Origin of the sequence: Mixta gaviniae (assembly GCF_002953195.1) — a bacterium.
Classification (GTDB): Bacteria; Pseudomonadota; Gammaproteobacteria; order Enterobacterales; family Enterobacteriaceae; genus Mixta; species Mixta gaviniae.
Genome location: NZ_CP026377.1, coordinates 2,349,361 through 2,368,840, shown reverse-complemented (window position 1 = coordinate 2,368,840; position 19,480 = coordinate 2,349,361). Strand labels below are relative to the sequence as shown.

At 52.2% G+C, this 19,480-nt stretch carries 14 protein-coding genes and 2 pseudogenes; 8 read left to right on the top strand and 8 right to left on the bottom strand.

Features of this window, described 5'->3' with window-relative positions; all coding sequences use genetic code 11:
* Positions 1 to 6: 6 nt before the first annotated feature.
* A complete protein-coding gene (locus C2E15_RS10980) occupies positions 7 to 1,014 on the top strand; it encodes a Rossmann-fold NAD(P)-binding domain-containing protein (RefSeq protein ID WP_104957397.1) in 1,008 nt (335 codons plus the stop codon).
* 681 nt (positions 1,015 to 1,695) lie between these two features.
* Here C2E15_RS10980 and C2E15_RS10975 read toward each other — a convergent pair.
* Together C2E15_RS10975 and C2E15_RS10970 are read right to left on the bottom strand one after the other, a co-directional pair.
* Positions 1,696 to 2,454, bottom strand: coding sequence for a carbon-nitrogen hydrolase family protein (locus C2E15_RS10975; protein ID WP_167391860.1), 759 nt, complete (start codon positions 2,452 to 2,454; stop codon positions 1,696 to 1,698).
* Positions 2,455 to 2,507: 53 nt separating this feature from the next.
* A complete protein-coding gene (locus C2E15_RS10970; RefSeq protein WP_104957395.1) occupies positions 2,508 to 2,864 on the bottom strand; it encodes an ArsR/SmtB family transcription factor in 357 nt (118 codons plus the stop codon).
* Between the two features lie 141 nt (positions 2,865 to 3,005).
* On the opposite strand from C2E15_RS10970, the gene C2E15_RS22015 reads away from it, so the two are divergent.
* Together C2E15_RS22015 and C2E15_RS10965 are read left to right on the top strand one after the other, a co-directional pair.
* Positions 3,006 to 3,305: a hypothetical protein gene (locus C2E15_RS22015; RefSeq protein ID WP_245912249.1), complete on the top strand. Its 300-nt coding sequence runs from the start codon at positions 3,006 to 3,008 to the stop codon at positions 3,303 to 3,305.
* Position 3,306: 1 nt separating this feature from the next.
* The gene (locus C2E15_RS10965) at positions 3,307 to 4,437 is read left to right on the top strand and encodes an MFS transporter (RefSeq protein ID WP_245912248.1); all 1,131 of its coding nucleotides are present in this window, start codon (positions 3,307 to 3,309) and stop codon (positions 4,435 to 4,437) included.
* 288 nt (positions 4,438 to 4,725) lie between these two features.
* Here C2E15_RS10965 and C2E15_RS10960 read toward each other — a convergent pair.
* Both C2E15_RS10960 and C2E15_RS10955 read right to left on the bottom strand, forming a co-directional pair.
* Positions 4,726 to 7,832: pseudogene (locus C2E15_RS10960) on the bottom strand (multidrug efflux RND transporter permease subunit).
* 47 nt (positions 7,833 to 7,879) lie between these two features.
* The gene (locus tag C2E15_RS10955; RefSeq protein WP_104957394.1) at positions 7,880 to 8,773 is read right to left on the bottom strand and encodes an ABC transporter six-transmembrane domain-containing protein; all 894 of its coding nucleotides are present in this window, start codon (positions 8,771 to 8,773) and stop codon (positions 7,880 to 7,882) included.
* 100 nt (positions 8,774 to 8,873) lie between these two features.
* Here C2E15_RS10955 and C2E15_RS10950 point away from each other — a divergent pair, with 100 nt between their 5' ends.
* Both C2E15_RS10950 and C2E15_RS10945 read left to right on the top strand, forming a co-directional pair.
* Positions 8,874 to 9,326 (top strand): TetR/AcrR family transcriptional regulator, encoded by a 453-nt coding sequence (locus C2E15_RS10950; RefSeq protein WP_245912247.1) that lies wholly within the window; start codon positions 8,874 to 8,876, stop codon positions 9,324 to 9,326.
* Between the two features lie 720 nt (positions 9,327 to 10,046).
* Positions 10,047 to 10,799 carry an NAD-dependent epimerase/dehydratase family protein gene (locus C2E15_RS10945; protein ID WP_104957393.1) on the top strand — a complete coding sequence of 251 codons (753 nt, stop codon included), beginning with the start codon at positions 10,047 to 10,049 and terminating at the stop codon, positions 10,797 to 10,799.
* Between the two features lie 195 nt (positions 10,800 to 10,994).
* On the opposite strand, the gene C2E15_RS10940 is transcribed toward C2E15_RS10945, so the two are convergent.
* Both C2E15_RS10940 and C2E15_RS10935 read right to left on the bottom strand, forming a co-directional pair.
* On the bottom strand, positions 10,995 to 11,612 hold the full coding sequence (locus C2E15_RS10940) for a LysE family translocator (RefSeq protein ID WP_104957392.1): 618 nt from the start codon (positions 11,610 to 11,612) through the stop codon (positions 10,995 to 10,997).
* An 812-nt stretch (positions 11,613 to 12,424) separates the two neighbouring features.
* The gene (locus C2E15_RS10935; RefSeq protein WP_104957391.1) at positions 12,425 to 13,342 is read right to left on the bottom strand and encodes a LysR family transcriptional regulator; all 918 of its coding nucleotides are present in this window, start codon (positions 13,340 to 13,342) and stop codon (positions 12,425 to 12,427) included.
* A 102-nt stretch (positions 13,343 to 13,444) separates the two neighbouring features.
* Here C2E15_RS10935 and C2E15_RS10930 point away from each other — a divergent pair.
* A pseudogene (locus C2E15_RS10930) lies at positions 13,445 to 14,697 on the top strand (MFS transporter).
* 63 nt (positions 14,698 to 14,760) lie between these two features.
* Here C2E15_RS10930 and C2E15_RS10925 read toward each other — a convergent pair.
* Together C2E15_RS10925 and C2E15_RS10920 are read right to left on the bottom strand one after the other, a co-directional pair.
* Positions 14,761 to 15,141: a hypothetical protein gene (locus tag C2E15_RS10925; RefSeq protein ID WP_104957390.1), complete on the bottom strand. Its 381-nt coding sequence runs from the start codon at positions 15,139 to 15,141 to the stop codon at positions 14,761 to 14,763.
* 318 nt (positions 15,142 to 15,459) lie between these two features.
* The gene (locus tag C2E15_RS10920; RefSeq protein WP_104957389.1) at positions 15,460 to 16,578 is read right to left on the bottom strand and encodes an ABC transporter ATP-binding protein; all 1,119 of its coding nucleotides are present in this window, start codon (positions 16,576 to 16,578) and stop codon (positions 15,460 to 15,462) included.
* 326 nt (positions 16,579 to 16,904) lie between these two features.
* Here C2E15_RS10920 and C2E15_RS10915 point away from each other — a divergent pair, with 326 nt between their 5' ends.
* Positions 16,905 to 18,125: an extracellular solute-binding protein gene (locus tag C2E15_RS10915; protein WP_104957388.1), complete on the top strand. Its 1,221-nt coding sequence runs from the start codon at positions 16,905 to 16,907 to the stop codon at positions 18,123 to 18,125.
* 41 nt (positions 18,126 to 18,166) lie between these two features.
* Positions 18,167 to 19,474: a carbohydrate ABC transporter permease gene (locus tag C2E15_RS10910; protein WP_104959154.1), complete on the top strand. Its 1,308-nt coding sequence runs from the start codon at positions 18,167 to 18,169 to the stop codon at positions 19,472 to 19,474.
* Positions 19,475 to 19,480: the final 6 nt, after the last annotated feature.

Below are 19,480 nucleotides of genomic sequence, written 5' to 3'. Positions count from 1 at the left end.
ACGCATATGTCATTTAATCCTATACTTTTATTGGGTGGTTCAGGCTCTATTGGTCAGCAGACTGCGCGGGCGCTACGTGCGACTTATCCGGATGTTCCACTCCTGATAGGCGGCCGGGATTTTGTCAAAGCGCAGCGTGCGGCAGCCGAAATGGGCAACGCGCAAGCTATCGTGCCCGATATGAACTCTGCAGAGCTGGGTCTGGGAGAGAAGCAAGTCAGTGCGGTGGTGGTTCTCTATAAAGATCATTCACTCGCCGGATTGCGCTTTGCTCAGGCGCGGGGGATACCGCATCTGAGTATCTCATCAGGGGTGTTTGAAATTGCTCCTGAAATAGCACGTTTCATGCATGCACCGGCTGCTTCGGCGGTGGTGCTTGGCTATGAATGGCTGGTAGGCGCCACAACGGTTCCGGCGCTCCATCTGACGAAACCCTTCGCTCAGGTCGATGAAATTCGCATTGGTGCGCTGGTCGATGAGCAGGATACAGGTGGGCCGGCGGTCGCTGAAGATTTTAAATATCTGAACCACCTAATGCCTGCCGCTCTTTCGCGCCGTGAGGGGAACTGGATATGGCGAGAAGGGGATGATGCAAAAACGGTTTTCTCAGCGCTGGACGGCAGCAAAATTAATGCTTCCGGCTTTTCATCGATCGACGTAGCCGGACTGGCAGCCGCGACAGGAGCGAGCAACATACAGTTCGACCTGGGTCAGGGTGTCAGTTCGAGTAGACGTAAAGGTGGGCCATTATCAACGGAAATCATTTTTGATATTGCTGGCCTTGATCACACCGGGCAGGCGCTTCGAAACAGACATGCGGTCGTGCATCCTGGCGGTGCTGCTCCCCTGACTGGAATGGGAATAGCCTTGCTTCTTGAGCGATTGATTGGGCTGGATGGAAAACTACCTATCGCGCCTGGCTTGTACTTTCCTTATCAGATTCTGGATGCGTCGCATTACTTAGCACGCCTTGCGCAAGAGGGCGGTGAAGTTCTGCAACTCTCCCTTTCATAACCACTACTCAGCAACCTCCGGCGAGGTAGCTGTAAGCCCGCCGGTATGGGTTTATGGGTTTGCAAAGCAGCAGGTGCGTCTGTAAAACTCTCGCCATCAGGAGTTCTCAGAGGAGACCAGCGTTCAATGTAATATGGCTTTTGCTCACTGGTTTAACATCGAGTTTCATAAATAAAAGAACCCACCAGGTTAAATGTCCGGTTGCGCCCAGGGGCCGTTGCTGGCACAAGGCGGACGGCTGGGACAACGGCAGACAGCGGCGCGCAAAATGCAGACGTGAGGGCGCACCTTCTTTAAGCCATCACTTTCAACTATCCAAAGTGCCACTGCGATATTGAACAAATCGCTGCGATTTTTACAAAACGAAAGGGGCAAAAAGGGAGGAGCAAAAAGGGGGGCTTGGGGAGCCTGATCGCTATGGGTTTATCTTCCGCCCGCTAGTTTTTGGCGTGCGGCTTTAAGGCAGCTGATATTTGCTTTTAACTCTCAACTTATACCTGATAGCCGTCAGTTGCTTTGAGACATTTCTTGTCCGCTTTAAGCAAAAAGCAGACGTCCATCCTTCATGCTATAAAGTCACAGCACAGTGATTCTCTGAAAGGGAAAAGCACCTCTCTTTTACCGAACAGGTCACCTCCGGCGCATTTTAAAAGAGACGTGCTAAGCCTTCGCCCTATCTTTTTATTTACTGAGGCAGATCACTTGTCCGGTACACCCACCATCTTGTAGGTCCATGATGACCAGAGCAACACTATTCTCCGGCGCCTGAGCAATAAGTTCACCTTTAGCATTCCATGCGGCGCTTTTTCCGACCGGTTTCCAGCCACCTGACGGGCCGCTGTAATTGGCCATCAGCGTGGGCATGGCGTAAAGTCTGGCGTAGTTTTGCAGCTGCCCTGAATCTTTATCAAACCCGCCGGCGCTTAAAACGGAATTCAGATATACTTCAGCACCCCGCTGCACCGTGCGTTCGGCATGTACTGGCTGCCCCGCATCTGCGCATATGGCCACGCCTACATTAAATCCTCTTTCCTTAAAAACACACTCAGTATCGCCCGCTGAAAAATAGTCGGACTCCCCAGGATGAAGATGCATTTTTCGGTAATAGGAGACAGAGCGTTTGGCAGAAATTACACAGGCGCCAATGGCCGGTTTTCCCTCTTTAACACGCAGCGGTACACCCACAATAATCGTCATATCGTATCTGTCAGACAATACCTGAAGCGGGCGCAGACGGATTTCATCAGCCAGAGCCAGTCCTTCAGCCATTTCTGGTTCATAACCCGTCAGAGAAAGCTCAGGGAAAATGATAAGGTTAACGCCTGCGGATGCCGCAGACGTAATCAGCATTTCGTGATAACGCATATTGTCATCGATACAGCCGCGTACCGGCGCAAATTGCCCTGCAGCGATTCTTATTCTCCTCTCGATACCCTCCATGCCCCTTTCCTCACTGGTTTTAAATTTCTCCGTTACCATATGAAAATAAACCTCTATTTTGAAGATGGCTCAGGAAGATTTTTTGTTGTCGACTCTTGTGTGAGAGCGTCATTTTTAACTGCACCCAACAGGACATCAAGGAGACCGGGAAAACGCGCATCGAGATCTTCCCGACGCAGCGACAATAAATTTTCTCGCCCGAATGGTCGCTGCCAGATCACACCACTGTCGCGTAATACACGCCAGTGATGTGTTAGCGTCGATTTGGGAATACCACTCAGCACCGCACTACAGGCATGCTCGCCTCCGCCGGCAAGCACGCGTACCACCGTGAGGCGTAATGGATTTCCCAAAGCGGTCAGCACGTTCTCAAGACGAATATGTTCTCTGTCAGGGTGGTTAGCAAGCATCGGTTTTTCCATAGGGTTGTTAACATATCCCCATCCTACTTTAAATTTTATCAGTTGACTAATGTACGAGTACATACATACATTGAAAGTACGAATGTACTCGTACATTGGCTTTTTCTAAATTGATACGGAGATTGTTCTATGGCCATACCCACAATGGATTCAGGTGCCCGACGTTTACAGCACTGGAGCCTTGCGCTGCTGGCGTTCGCCCAGCTTATTTACTCACTGGATATAAATATTGTATTTGTGGCTCTGCCGGAAATTGGTGCCGGGCTGGGGTTTTCAGAGCAGACTCTCCAGTGGGTTGTCAGTGCCTATACCGTATGTTGCGGGGGTTTTTACTTTTCGGCGGTCGGGCTGCCGATCTACTGGGGCAACGTCGCGTATTTATTTGCGCATTGTGGCTCTATGCGTTTTCTTCGCTTGCTGGTGGTTTAGCGTGGGGCCTGCGGTTATTGTCATTGCGCGAGCCCTGCAAGGCATAGGTGCCGCATTACTTTTTCCATCCACGCTGTCACTGATAAACAAACTGTTTGAGGAAGGACCTTCACGGAATCGGGCACTGGCTGTCTGGGGCGGCGCAGGCGCAAGTGGTCTGACACTGGGATCGCTGGCCGGAGGAATACTTACCAGTACATATGGCTGGCCGTCAGTCTTTTTCGTCAACGTTATACTGGCAGCCATCGCAATTTGTGTTGCTTTTTTTGTCTTACCGAAAGACAGCCTTCGGAATAAGCGCCGTAGTTTTGATTTTCCAGGCGCTGTAACGGTGACGGTGGGAGCCACCCTGCTGGTATACGCCCTGGTCCAGGGGCCTGAAGAGGGCTGGCTGTCAGGCCATATTCTTTTCTCTCTAAGTCTGGCCGCTATCTCTCTGCTAACATTTGTCACTATTGAGGCCCGTAGTCATGATCCACTGATGCCGTTACGGTTATTCAGAAACCGCAATCTGATGACAGGCATGGCGATGACATTCATTTATATGGGCACCTTTGGCGCTCTGCCTTATTTCCTGACGGTTCTGTTTCAGCGTGTTATGGGGTACAGCGCTTTACAGACAGGTCTGGCCTTTATTATCCCTTCGCTGGCAATCTTTGCCGGAACGCAGCTGGGAGCCAGGCTCGCAAATCGGCTGCCGGTGCGCACGACATTACTAATAGGCTTTTTAATGGGTATTGCGGGTACGCTGGCTCTGGCACCGGCAGCATTTTCTGGTGCATCTTATTCGAACATAATGCCGGGACTGATAATTTCAGGAGCAGGACAGGGGATAGTATGGACGGCAATGTGGATAGCGGCAGGCTCAGGCGTAACGCATAACGAGCAGGGGATCGCTTCAGGTATGGCTTCTACAACGCTGAATGTGGGTAATGCTATTGGTATTGCTGTGTTGATAGCGCTATCCGGGAGCGGGGCTGAGAGCCTGCAGCAGGAAACCTCTGTGAGCAGCCTGGAAAATGCCTTACAGCTCGCTTTTTATTTTGCTGCGGCCGGACAGATTGCGGGGCTGGTTGTTTCCCGTCTGTTACCCCGTAAAGCGGTAAAGGGTTTACCAGCAGAATTAACGTAACTGAAAATCACCTCTCTTCTGCACCGGCTTTTACATGTAAAATAAGAGTATCACAGACCCGCTATCAGGCGGGTCTTTCTGACAAGAGCCTTCATTAACGGCGCCTGTAACGGCCTGTATGTGAATGTCCGTCTGGCGCAAAGCGGACTGATGTGTCCATGTCCGCTATAAGCGAAAAGCGGCTGTAGCAACCGGCAGGCTAAGATTTAGAAACCCAGATCAATGCCAGTAGTCGGTTCTGCAATCTTTCCTTTAGCCTCAGGCCTGCCCTGAGGCTTCGATCACGCCTTATTGACCCTTTAGCAAGCAGCTAAGCCTTTGAACAGCGGAAATGATAATCACAAAAAACACCGGCACAAAGAAGATGGCCAACAGTGTGCCACTGATCATCCCGCCAAAAACACCGGTGCCAATCGCATTCTGGGTACTCTTACTGGCACCGGTCGCCAGCATCAGTGGCACCACACCCAGCGTAAAAGCCAGTGATGTCATGATGATTGGCCGCAGGCGTAATCGGGCTGCTTCCTTTGTTGCCTCGAGCAGCGGTTTACCCTGTGCATAAAGCTGCCGGGCAAACTCTACAATTAAGATGGCATTTTTGGTGGAAAGGCCGATTAGGGTGATCATACCGACCTTGAAAAAAATGTCATTGGTCATACCTGCGATAAATACTGCCAGCAACGCGCCAGCCATGCCCAGCGGAACGGCAAGTATCACTGAAAGCGGCACTGACCAGCTTTCATACAGCGCGGCAAGCACCAGAAAAACAACCAGAACAGATAACGCTATCAGCAGCGGCATTTGAGCCGCTGAGCTACGTTCCTGCAGCGAAGCGCCAGTCCACTCAGCGAAATAGCCTGCCGGAAGAGATGCCGCAAGTTTGTCCATTTCCGCCATCGCTGCTCCGCTGGAGTAGCCGTCGGCAGGGCTGCCGGTGATTTTGATTGCCGGATAACCCTGGTAACGATTGAGCTGCTGCGGCGACTGGCTCCAGTGCGTTGTAACAAAAGCCGACAGCGGTACCATCTCGCCCGACGCATTCCTGACGTAGAGTTTGAGCAAATCCGCCAGCTGCATGCGGTAAGCGGAATCCGCCTGCACAATAACCTGTTGCACACGTCCGTTATCCACGTAGTCATTGACGTAATTTGAGCCCATCGAGGCTGACAGCAGTTGATTGATCTCATCAAAGCTGACGCCCATCGCCTGCGCTTTTTCCCTGTCCACCTCAAGAGCAGCACTCACGCCCGCGGGCAAACCCTCAATGTAGACGTCATTGACCGCGCCACTGTGGTTGGCTTTCTCCATCAGCGTCGAGGCCGCCTGCAACAATGCTGCATAGCCGCGGCCGGCACGGTCTTCAAGGTAGAGTTCAAAACCTGATGAAGTACCCATATCGGAGATGACAGGCGGCATCAGGCTCATCACGATGGCTTCGGGATCGTTACGCATTTCCCTCTGTACGCGTTCTGCTTCTCCATCAGCCGTCGCACCCTGTCGTTCGTCCCACTCTTTCAATGTGGTGAAGGCCATTGCGTATTCGAACCGGAGCCGGAAAAACCAAAGCCAAAAATGGAGATATTATTGTCAATGCCGGGTCTTGCCATGATGGCTTTTTCAAGCCGATCGACCACATGACGGGTCCTTTCCTGTGTGGCATCTGACGGCAACTGGACCGACGTCATAAAATAGCCCTGATCTTCGTCGGGGAGGAAAGATGAAGGCAGCGCCGGGTAGGCCATAAACATGACCGCACACAGTGCGGCATAAATCAGCATAACGCGGCCGCCGCGCCGCAGCGTGACATGCAGCCCGCGCTCATAGCGGTTCGTCAGGGCACTGAAACGGCGGTTAAACCAGCCCGCAAAGCCTTTCTTTTCCTTACCGTGCCGCTCAATCGGCTTCAATAGCGAAGCGCACAGTGCGGGGGTCAGGGTCAGCGCAAGGAAAGCCGAGAACAAAATAGAAACGGCCATGGAAAGCGTAAACTGGCGATAGATAACGCCAACCGAGCCAGCGGCGAATCCCATCGGAATAAACACGGCGGTAAGTACCAGCGTGATCCCGATGATCGCCGGTGTGATCTCACGCATGGCCTCTCGCGTGGCCTCTTTCGGTGAAAGGCCTTTTTCCGCCATCAGGCGCTCGACGCTCTCCACCACCACAATTGCATCGTCAACAATGATGCCGATAGCCAGTACCATGCCAAACATCGTCAGCACATTGATGGAAAAACCGCTTATCAGCATTACGGTAAATGTGCCGAGCAGCGCCACCGGCGCGACAATTGCCGGAATAAACGTGTAGCGCCAATTCTGCAGGAACAGCAGCATGACCAGGAATACCAATACCATGGCTTCAATAAAGGTATGTATTACCTTTTCAATCGACAGCTTCACAAAGGGCGCGGTATCAAACGGCACCGAAAAGGCCATACCCTGCGGCAGCACAGCTGAAAGTTCGTTCAGCCGTGAACGCACCCCCTGAGCGGTGCTGACGGCATTGGCGCCGGGTACCAGCTGGATCGCCGCGGCGGTGGCAGCATGGCCGTTTTCGCGAATAGCGAATGCATAGCTTTGCAGACCCTGCTCCACGCGCGCGACATCAGCCAGCCGGACGCGCGAGCCATTATTCAATGCCTTCAACGTGATATTGCGGAAATCTTCCACCGAACTGAGCTGCCCTCGTACCGTAAGAGGATAAGTGACACGTTGTCCGGGCTGCGTCGGCTCATCGCCAATTCTGCCCGGTGCGACTTGAGCGTTCTGCTGGCTCAGCGCGGTGGTGACGTCACTGACCGAGAGTTTATAGTTAAACAGCTTGATCGGATCCAGCCACACGCGCATCGCTTTCTCAGCCCCAAACAGCTGAACTTTGCCAACGCCCGGAACGCGCCTTAACTCTTCCGAAATGTTACGCGCAAAGTAGTCGCTCAGATCCTGTTCCGTGTAGTGAGCTGTGGGTGAACGCAGCCCGACGATCATCAAAAAGCCAGAGTTGGCCGCCTCCACATCCAGGCCGTTCTGACGTACGGTTTGCGGCAGTCGGGATTCAACCACCTTGATTTTATTCTGTACATCAACCTGAGCGAGCTTGATGTCCGTTCCGGGTTTAAAGGTCACTGTGATGCTGGCAGTGCCTGAGGTATCACTTGAAGATCCAAAGTAGAGGATGTTGTCAACGCCGGAGATTTCTCTCTCGATCAGCGAGATTACCGAATCATTCATGGTTTCTGGCGTGGCGCCGGGGTAGGTTACCGTAATGCTGACGGTCGGCGGGGCTACCGAGGGATATTGCGCCACAGGCAACTGCGGAATGGCAATGACACCTGCCAGCACGATAAACAGGGCTACAACCCAGGCAAAAACAGGCCTTTCAATAAAGAATTGCGGCATCGGAATGTCCGGTGGTGAAACGGGAAGAGGTAATCAGTGCGTTATGCTCAGATTTGCCCGGTGTTAACGCGGCGACCGATATCCTTGAGCTGAGAGTATTTTTCCAGCAGCTGCGGACCGTCATCCAGGCTCATGGCAAACATCCACATATAGGTCATGACCGAGTAGATATGGCCAGCGTCGCGGACGCCATTTACTGTCATAGATATAATGGTCATGGCGAACAGCAGCGCGGTTACTGAACCAATTGCCAGATAACCCGTTGCTTCACGGTCGGAAAGCCGAATGCGCAGACCGGCCAGCACGCCGTAATGCTTCGCCAGCGCAGGCGCTCTGGCAGTGCTGACAAAGCTCACTTCCTTTTCCAGTCGGTTATTCACACGCACAAACAGCGCTTCGTTTTTACGCGTAAAGCCGGGCAGAAAGCAGCCAAAGAAAACGAGGATTGCGATACAGGCTATGCCGGTCCAGAACTCAATCGCCAGTAGCATTACGGCGGCACCTGTAATCGACGCCACGGAGGTGATAAGTATCGGCAGATGCTTCTCAAAAAAATCCACAAATTCGCGCGACAGCGTTACGCGCGCCACAATGGTTGACGCGCCAGGGTTTTCGCTGCGCTGAGTCAGGATCACCGGCACTGCCAGTTCAGCGTAGATACGGGCAAAAGTGCGGGTGTCTACGCTGCGGCGCGCGGCGCCGATGGCCCACATGGTAAACACCATGCCGGCGTATAACACAGCGTGTAGCGCCTGACCCGAAATAATGGCATTGATGGCAAACCCCGCCAGAAGCGGGTAGGAGAGATACATTACGTTCTCAGCAATGACCAGCAAGAAAGTGAGCAGCAGTTTTTTATAATGCCGCAGGCCCAATATTTTCAGAGTATGAAGGGCGCTGCGGGCAGGCGCAGGGGCTGCTGGCGTTTTGAATATAAGCATGTTTAACTTCTGTTTAGGGTATGCTTGAGCAGTTGCTCAAAGTCAAAATGAGTCTATTTGAGCGTCTGCTCAAAGTCAACGCAGGGGAATGAGGGAAAATATGTCGGCCGAGAACCTTCGGATACAAATCCTGGACGGTGCGATCGCGCTTTTTATTGAAAAAGGCATTGATAAAGTGACCACGCGGGAACTTACCGAACACCTCGGTATTTCACGCAGCCATATCTATCATTATTTCCGGGACTGGGGTTCGCTCAGACTGGAGGCCGTTGAGCGTTTCATGCTGGCCGATCTTGAGGCTTTCAAAGATGCTATCGCCGATTTTGCTCCGGATGTCGCGCTGGATACTTTTATTACCAGTTTGCCTGCCACCCATGATGCTGACTGGCAGCTATACAACTCAGTCTGGACCCAGGCACAGCACGATCAGGCTTATGCCGAATTGGCAATAAACAACATGAACAGGTGGATTAGGCTTTTAGAAAGCATCATCGCGGCCGGCGTTAGCCGGGGCTTTACCGGCAAGTCAATGTTGCGCGTACCGCCCGTATGATAGGCGCTGCTGTGAATGGCTATGCCGATCTACTTAGCGTTAAGCCCACTGCGTCAGGTTTCCAGGAGGCGAAAGAAGATTTGCGGTATCTGGTTAATCAACTTGTGGGTCTTGCTGAGTGAAGAGCAGGAATTCGCCATATCAGATAACTGCCCCTGCTTTTGGCACAAGGCGGACGGCTGGGGCAACGGCAGACAGCGTTGTGCAGAATAAAGACGTCAGGACGCACCTTTTTTAAGCCATCACTTTCAACTATCCAAAGTGACCCTGCGATATTGAACAAATCGCTGCGACGCTAACACACCGAAAGGGGCAAAAGGGGACGTAAGGACATCAAAGGAGCAGGGGAAAGGCAAGTGGCGGAGATTGGCGTAAGATATCTGATTTTTTAATTCTTTGAAATTAAAACAATATATCTCCCGGATTGCTGCGCGAGCATAGCCAAAATCTACTGCGAAAGGACACCGTACTCGGCAATCACAGAAGCACCGGGCTGGACGGATATTACGCCTGGCCACCTGTTCAGCACCGGTGTGACGGTTTCGATGGCCGTTATGAGCAAAAGCGGACGTACGTGAAAGGGAGCGTGGAGAGGATCGCATATCAGGATTCGATACAACCCAGTCATGTCACATTTACTTTAAGGCCACCATGATACGGTTTTATCGTGTTTTGATAGCCCCACAACCATGGCTTTTTTGAAACGAGGATCCTGATGCAATGACAGCAAAAAAGATACTGCTTACAGGTGCCAGCGGCCGTATAGGACGAACCTACTTCCAGGCAATGCGCACAACCTATGACTTTATACTGACCGATCTTAACAGGCCGGATTATGCGATCGATACTCCGCACCAGTTCTTTCAGGCTGACCTTTCGCTACCCGAAACGGCAAAGAAACTTCTGGCTGAGGCAGAGCCGGACGTGATAATCCATCTGGCAGGCATTCCTGACGCGGATGCGACATTTGACAAGCTGCTGCCAGCGAATATTCTGTCCGTGACATGGCTGCTTGAAGCCGCAGCTACCACAACCTGCCAGCGCTTTGTCTTTGCGAGCAGTGCCCAGACAATTGAAGGTTACCCGGTAGACAGGCAAATCCATCCGGGGATGGCGGTTGCCCCTGCAAATATTTACGGCGTTACGAAATGCTATGGTGAGGCGCTGTGTTCCTTTTACGCCACTCAGCATGGGCTTTCCTGCGTAGCGCTCAGGATCGGCGCTTTTGAACATCAAGATGCGGATGCGCTTAAAACCGCCAGAGATTACAGCGCCTGGCTTAGCCCGCAGGATGCGGTAAATTTGATAACCGGCGCTGTTGAAGCTGAAAATATTAATTTTTTCATCGGCTACGGAATTTCAAATAATCGCTTTAAAAGATTTGATCTGTCCCGTACAAAGGAAGTTCTGGGTTATCAGCCGGTAGATGATGCTTTTAAGGCGTTTAACCCACAAGCTGCCCTGTTTAAATGAAACAGCGTGCGCCGAAGCTGTTTAACAGTACAGGCGCCGTGACTGTGCAGCCAGGCCTTTTTACCCCATCAATTATGTTTGCCCTATTCATCATGGCCCTCTGCCGCTGGCACTAAGCGAAGATGCCAGAAAACAAAGTCCGCGATAAGCTGACGTCATCTGTCATCGCGATAGACTAAACTGTCATGGGCGAAATCACTTTAACAGCAGCCGTATTCCCAGAAATGCCATCACTCCTCCGCTTAATTTATCAATCACCTTCCGGTATTTGATGTAAGCCAGACGCGGCCCATCCGTGGATAATAAATATGCGACGACGGCATACCAGCACACATCGATAGTAAAGGCCATTAAGGGCAGGATGATATACATAGCAGGCTGAATAGTCGCGCTAAGCGCTGAGGAAAAAATACTGGCAAATACCAGGGCGGTGTGGGGGTTACTGATTTGCGTAAAGAGACCTGTTAAAAAAGCGTTTGAGACGCTGACCTCCTCTACTATGGCGGAATCGATAAGCCTGTTTGACGGACGGCGAAACATTTTCAACGCAAGCCATAACAGATAACAACCGCCCGCCATCTTTAGGCCTGTATAAAGGGATGGGATCAAGGTCAGTAAGGTGTGTAGGCCCGCTAACGCAATGGCAGCAAAGATAAGCGCACCAAAGCCCATTCCCGCAGCTACAGCTAATGCCGCCCGTCTCGAACTGGAGATGGCGGTGCGGGCAACCAGAAGAAAGCTGACTCCCGGGCTCATGGCGCCAAAAAGGATAGCGACTCCAATAGCAGAAAGCACAATTAAATCATTTGTCATTCATCTTCCCCCGCAATGATTAAACGTCAGCCGGTTCCTGTACCGGGCAAACCGCCCACCTCACGAACCTTTCCCAATAATTACCATAACACGATGTCAGCAACGAATGTTTCTGGCATAAAGCTGCATGACAGAGATGCAACGTTCACTATGAGTGAGGGGCAGACAGACCTGTCAGCAAGTCCAGCGACACGGCGTGATGTTAAGGCTGGACGTTATCTTATCTCCTCCAGACGTTGATTGATTTAATGATTTCTGGGCCCTGGCCTGAAAGCATGCTTTTTACCGAAATAAGCGCAGATAAATGCGGCCGCCATAAGCACCAGCAGCGTCGGGGGAAATGACACGCAGGGTGTCTTAAGTACGACCTTAGAGCCATCGATTCGGGTGAACTGGCCGCCGACACCGATGCACGTGCGCTCGCTATCTATTTGCACAGCTTTGATTAGGGCTGTCAACGCAAGCGCGTGATGGGGCAAAAGGCGAAGAACTTAATGCCTCGGTATCCTTTGCGATGAAGGCCTGGGATGCAAATAGTGTGCTGCGTATTGATTAAAGAGAAGCTTAAGCTAGTAACGTCCGCTTCCGGTACAAAGCGGACAGTTAAGAAAGTGGTACGCAAAATGCAGGCATTAGAAAAAACTGCCTTTGAACGGGCCTTTTCAACAACCCAAAGTGACCCTGTAATGCTAAATAAAACCGCTGCGACTCAAAGATACCGAACAGGACCAAAAGAAGGCATTGAGGCATAAAAGCTTCTTTGTAGAGCGTCGCTGAGCCAACTGAACCCTCTGTGGCGCGTTAATGCCACCTTATGTTGCTAAGGCTATATCGCTTAATTTCTGTTGGATGAAATCAATGAGCGCTCTTGTTTTAGCGGGCAAGTAACGCCGATCTGAATAAAGTGCGAACAATTGCAGTGGGGCTGCCGATTGTTCAAACTCAACTTCGATTAATTGCCCATCATTAATGTAGGGCTGGCAGGCGTGTTTTGAAAGAATTGCAAAGCCGACACCGGATAATGCAGCACGTCCTGCCATCTCCCCGCTGTTGACCCGATAATGCCCTTTAACCTTAACTGTCTCAAATTCTCCCTTTTTATTGACAAACTGCCAGGGTGCGCCTTTCAGGGCGCTTACCGTAGTAATACAGGGCAATGCTGTAAATTGCTGAATATGAGAAGGGATACCATAACGCTGAATGATGGAAGGGGCGGCAACAATGGTACAGGGGATAGTCACCAGATGACGGGCTATATAATCACTGTCATCCATCTGACCACGGGTAATAATAATCGCTAAGTCCAGATCATCTCGCAGGGATTCAAAACCTGACAGATTGGTGACACAGCTGATCTCCAGGTCTGGATACTGACAGGCGAAATCGGCAATCGCAGAACCCAGCAATGCAGGCCCTATCTCATTAGGAATACAGATACGTAATGGGCCCTTGAGTTGCATTTGCCGCAGCGTTAATTCGGTTTCAGTTTGCTCCAGCGCTTCCAGTAATGGCTTCGCTCGGGTATAGAGCAGGTGCCCCGCTTGGGTGAGTTTCATATGCCGAGTGCTGCGCTCAATGAGCTGAAGATTGAGTTTCTCTTCTAACTGAGAAATAGAGCGACTCACATTGGATGTCGGCATTTCAAGGACTTTTGATGCCCCAACAAAACTTTCTCTTTCAACCACAGCAATGAACACTTTCAGGCTATTAAAATCGAGTGCCAGACGCATTAATTATCCCATATATGATAATAATTAGTGCCATTTTTACCATGTAATAAACGTTATTGATAGCGGTTAAACTTGGCCATCCTTCATTCATGGTTGCTTACTATGCCACAGGTCACACAGACGTTTAATCATAAAGCCCTTATGCGGATGGCCATGGTCATGGCTTTTATCCAGTTCACTAATGCCCTGGAATACATGGCGTTAACGCCTGTTTTTGCTTTTATGGCAGAGCGCTTTTCGGTTCCTGTATCATTCTCCGGCTATGTCTCTGGTGTCTACACGCTGGGCGCGGTAATTTCTGGCATGGCTGCTTTTTATTGGATCGACCGGTTTAATAAAAAACAATTCTTGATCAGGAATATGCTGCTGCTGGGAACGCTCACCTTTTTTTCCACACTCACTACTGATTTTGGTTTCCTTCTGGCACTACGCTTTTGTGCCGGATTGGTTGGCGGCACCACCATGGGGGCAGGCATGGCTATTTTGATAAATGCAGCCCCAGCATACTTACGTGGAAAAAGCGTGGCAACGGTAATTGCATCATTTTCGATGGTAAGTATTGTCGGAATGCCAGTTATATTGTTTTTATCTACGCACTATGGCTGGCATATTGCGCTGTGGTTAATCAGTTCACTTTGCCTGTTAGCTTTACCGTTGATAGCCATTACCCTTCCCAAAGAGAGGGTTTTGTCGGGCGTGAAAGCCAGTCTGTCTCTTGATGCTCAAACCTTACTTTTCGCCTCTTGTACTGCACTGGTGCAGTTTAGCCCAATGCTGATTATTCCCATTTTAATCCCATTAATGACGCAATATATGGGGGTAAAGCCAACCCTGTTACACCTGTTGTTCTTAACCGGGGGCTGGCCGGTTATCTGTCTACAAAAATAACGGGTATTTTGACCTCGCGTTTATCTGTTTTGACATTGGCGACAATCTCAACGCTTTTGTTTGTAGCAAGTTTATTGCTCCCTGTAATGGGCTATCACAATGCCTATCTGTTTATCACTTTATTTATTGGTGCGTCATATAGCCGGCTTGTTTCTGCATCTGTGGTTGCTGTCCGGTATCCTGAAGATGAACAACGCGCCAGTTTTTCTTCACTACAGACGGCCATTATGTACCTGATAACAACGCTCGCTTTCTTTCTCTCCTCCTTATTACTACCTGACCTGGGAATAACAACGGAAAATCTAAACAGACTGTTGGCTGTTAGCATAGTAGCCGCCGCTGGATTTCCCATAATGGTCATCATACTGCAAAAAAAACTGGCTAAACGTTCTGTGCAGCCTGACCCGCTCATCATCGATGAGCAGAAGTCCGCTTCCGGCACAAAACGGACTGAACAGGGGAGCTGAAGTCACCTTTTAATCAGGCGTAGCTTTACAATACTGATATGGCGTGGGCCGTGTTCCGCCCGTTTATGGCGGCTGGCGGCCAGCCTTTTCACTGAAATAAGGCACCTCCACCGGAGCGGTATTTCTCTGGCTAAGGAGACGGCATTTAACAAAGGTCTTCGAGCCGGCGTACCAGAACAGGAAGGCGTCGGTACGCTGGTCATACACCATCCTGTCCAGATTGGCGAATGTCAACATCAGCAACGGCCCTTTGCGGGTATGGCCGCTTCCCGTTTCAAACTGGCCTTTGCCCCATAATTCCTCGGTATGTTCATAGCGGTGAAGCATCACCTCAACGCGTCCTCTTGCCGGGCAGTCAAGCGTAAGCTGTGTACTATCCAGAGGAAATGCTGCAATAGAGTTGGACGCAACGAAAAGCGTCAGCCAACAGAGCCTTTTTTTCATACAGTTTCGCATGTCTGTTATCAATGCTGTATTGATGGCACGCTGAAGAGGGAGCTTTACTGCGCTATATCATGATGAGTGTTTAGGTGATGGCGATATATACAGCTAAAAGCAATGAAAGATGCGGAGTTATCTGTTGTGGCTATTACGGCTGCCACTGACGCGGCGAAATGGTACTGGGCGATGCGGCTGATGAGAGGGGCCGTAGTCACCGCCTGGGGATTAAACGGCCGGCGCGTTACACACGCCCAGCATCAGGAAGACCGTTGCCAGCCTTCCTGATACGGCCGAAATAAAGAGAGGGCTAAACCGTGGATATCAGGCAGCGCAGACCTGCGGCATAGCGATATCGGCGCTAATGCGGGCGCCGTCGGCCGCGAAGACCATGCAGTGGTGCGGATAGAACGTGGGGCGCAGCGTCTGATACGGCCGGAAATGGACATCGCCCGGCAGCAGCATTTTAAAGCCGTCATGGCCATGGCTCTGGCCAAACAGGCAGGTATTGTTGCCCAGCCGTTCAACCACCTCGCAATGGAAGTTAAGCGCCAGCGGCGCATCGCCGTTGATCTGCAGCTGCTCCGGCCTGATGCCCAGCGTAATCTCCTCGCCCGGCTGCAGCTGGCGCACCGGCGCCGGCAGCGGCAGCGTGTGTTCGCCGTCGTTGATGCTTGCGATCAGCCCGCCGGGGCCACATTGCAGGACGCGCGCGGGCAGAAAGTTCATTTTCGGGGAGCCGATAAAGCCGGCGACAAAGCGGTTTACCGGATTGTAATAGAGCGCCATCGGCGAACCGACCTGTTCCACTTTGCCGTAGTTCATCACCACAATCTTATCCGCCAGCGTCATCGCCTCTGTCTGATCGTGCGTCACATAGACCATGGTGGTTTTCAGCTCCTGATGCAGCCTGGCGATATGCAGCCGCATATCGACGCGCAGCTCCGCATCCAGGTTCGACAGCGGCTCATCAAACATAAAGACGCGCGGATTACGCACAATAGCGCGGCCAATGGCGACGCGCTGGCGCTGGCCGCCGGAGAGCTGCTTCGGTTTACGATCCAACAGATGGGCAAGCTGCAGCGTTTTTGCCACCATCTCTACCTGATGCTGAATCTGCGCCTTCGGCAAGCCGTTAACTTTCAGGCCGTAGCCGATATTTTCCGCCACCGTCATATGCGGATAAAGCGCATAGGACTGAAACACCATCGCCACGCCACGATGGGAGGGCGCGACATCATTCATCACCTCATCACCAATCAAAATCTCACCGTCGCTGATCTCCTCCAGCCCGGCAATCAGGCGCAGCAGCGTCGATTTACCGCAGCCGGAAGGGCCGACGAAGACGGCAAACTCACCGGCCTCGATATCGAGCGCGATATTTTTCAGCGTTTCTGTTTTACCAAAGCGTTTGGTGACGTTTCTTAATCTGATGCTGGACATGCGGAACCTCATCGCAAAGGGGGTGGCTGCTGAAAATGTATTACGTATAACAGCTCATTGATTTTCACGTCAGCCCTGATGGTGACTGCGCTGACTATAACGTTCCGCTGAGGCGTGCCCTATCGCTGTTTTTGATTTCTGTAATATCGATCACACATTGATGCGAACAGGCTGGAGCGCAGGCGGAGTTCCGCGTAGCGTATGGCAACAATGCGATACGTTATTCAGGGATTACATACTGCCAATATCACCGTGCAGCATGTATTTACAGAAAGAAACGCAGCCTGTGACAGCGAAAAATGTCATACCTTCACATGAGGTCGTTAATGAAAATCAAAACCAGCGTTACGTTACTCCTGTCAGCTTTGATGCTTAACCAGTCGGCCTGGGCCGCTCAGCAGCTCACCATCTGGGAAGATATTAAAAAATCGGACGGCATTAAAACGGCGATCGCCGATTTTCAACAGCAGTTCGGCGTAGAGGTCAAGGTGCAGGAGATGCCGTTCGCCCAGCAGATTGAGAAGCTGCGGCTTGACGGCCCGGCGGGCATCGGCCCGGACGTGCTGGTGATCCCTAACGATCAGCTCGGCAGCGCCGTGGTGCAGGGGCTGCTGGCGCCGCTGAAAATAGACGCGGCAGAGCAGAGCGCCTACACGCCATCGGCAATGGCGGCCTTTACTCAGAACAAAACGGTTTACGGCGTACCGAAAGCGGTTGAAACGCTGGTGCTGATCTACAACAAAGATCTGCTGCCGGCCCCGCTGAAATCGCTGGAAGAGTATCGCGCTTTTTCGCAAAAGCAGCGCGAGGCGAAACAGTATGGCCTGCTGGCGAAATTCGATCAGATTTACTACAGCTGGGGCGTGATGGCACCGATGGGCGCCTATATCTTTGGCAAAGATGATAAAGGCGGATTCAATACGCAGGATGTAGGGCTTAACACCGCAGGCAGCGTTGAAGCGGTCAGCTGGCTGAAGCGTTTCTTTAGCGAAGGGCTGCTGCCGGGCGGCATTATGGGCGATAACGGCCTGAACGCCATTGACTCGCTGTTTACCGAGAAGAAAGCCGCGGCGGTTATCAACGGCCCGTGGGCGTTCCAGCCTTATCAGGCTGCCGGCATCAACTATGGCGTGGCGCCGCTGCCGCTGCTGCCCAACGGCAAGCCGATGAGTTCCTTCCTTGGCGTGAAAGGCTACGTGGTCTCCACCTGGAGTAAAGATCAGGCGTTGGCGCAGAAGTTCATCTCCTTTATCAACCAGCCGCAGTACGTGAAAGAGCGCTATCAGAAAACGCAGGAGATCCCGCCGGTCACCGCGCTGATGAACGATCCGATTATCAAAGACGATGAGAAGGCGAACGCGGTGGCGGTGCAGGCGGCGCGCGCGACGGCGATGCCGGGCGTGCCGGAGATGCAGGAAGTCTGGGGGCCGGCCAACGCCGCGCTGGAGCTGAGCGTCTCCGGCAAGCAGGCGCCGAAAGCGGCGCTGGATAACGCCGTGAAGCAGATCTCGATGCAGATCGAAGCGATGCAGGCCAGCAACCAGTAATGCAGTTTCGCGGGATACCCGTACAGGATAAGGATCAGGGTGTGGCTATTTCTTCCGATGAAAATCTGGCAATCGTTAAGCGTCCGCGTCGTCATGCGACGACCGGCGCGCTGTTAGCGCTGCTGCCTGGCTTCGGCCAGTTTTACCACCGCCAGTGGGCTAAAGGGCTCTGTTTTCTGATATTGCTGTGGAGCTTTGCCGGCGTCTTCCACGACTTTCTGCGCGAAGGGCTATGGGGGCTTTATACGCTGGGCGAAGCGGTGCCGCGCGATAACTCCATTTTCCTGCTGGCGGAGGGGATCATCAGCGTGCTGATCGCCGCCTTCGGCGTGGCGGTCTGGGCGCTGTCGGTACGTGACGCCTGGCTAAACGGCGTGAAGCGCGATGAAGGGCAGCCGCTGCACAGCGTGCGCCAGCAGTATCAGCTGCTGCTGCGCGACGGCTTTCCCTATCTGATGATTTCGCCGGGTTTTATCCTGCTGGTGTTCGTGGTGGTGTTTCCAATCCTGTTCGGTTTCGCCATCGCCTTCACCAACTACAACCTTTACCACACGCCGCCGGCGAAGCTGGTGGACTGGGTCGGCTTTAAAAATTTCGTCAACATTTTTACCCTGTCGATATGGCGCTCCACCTTCCTCGACGTACTGCAGTGGACGGTGGTATGGACGCTGCTGGCGACCACGCTACAGTGCAGCGTCGGCGTGATGCTGGCGATTCTGGTGAACCAGAAAGATCTGCGCTTCAAGCCGCTTATTCGCACCATCTTTATTCTGCCGTGGGCGGTACCGGGCTTTGTCACCATTCTGGTGTTTGCCGGCATGTTCAATGACAGCTTTGGGGTGATCAATAACGCCATTCTCGATTTCTTTGGCATCGCGCCAAAGGCGTGGATGACCGATCCGTTCTGGAGCAAAACGGCGCTGATCCTGATGCAGACCTGGCTCGGCTTCCCGTTTGTTTTCGCCATGACCACCGGCGTACTGCAGGCGATCCCTGACGATCTCTATGAGGCGGCCATCATGGACGGGGCCAGCGCGTGGACGCGGCTGAAAACTATCACGCTGCCGCTGGTGCTGTATGCCATCGCACCGATCATCATCACGCAATACACCTTCAACTTTAATAATTTCAACATCATCTATCTGTTCAACAACGGCGGGCCGGCGGTAGCGGGATCGAACGCCGGCGGCACCGATATCCTGGTGTCCTGGATCTACAAGCTCACCATGTCGTCGTCGCAGTACGCTATCGCCGCCACCATCACCATTTTGCTGTCGATTTTCGTGGTGGGTCTGGCGCTGTGGCAGTTCCGCGCGACCCGGTCGTTTAAACAAGATGAGATGGCGTAAGGGAGC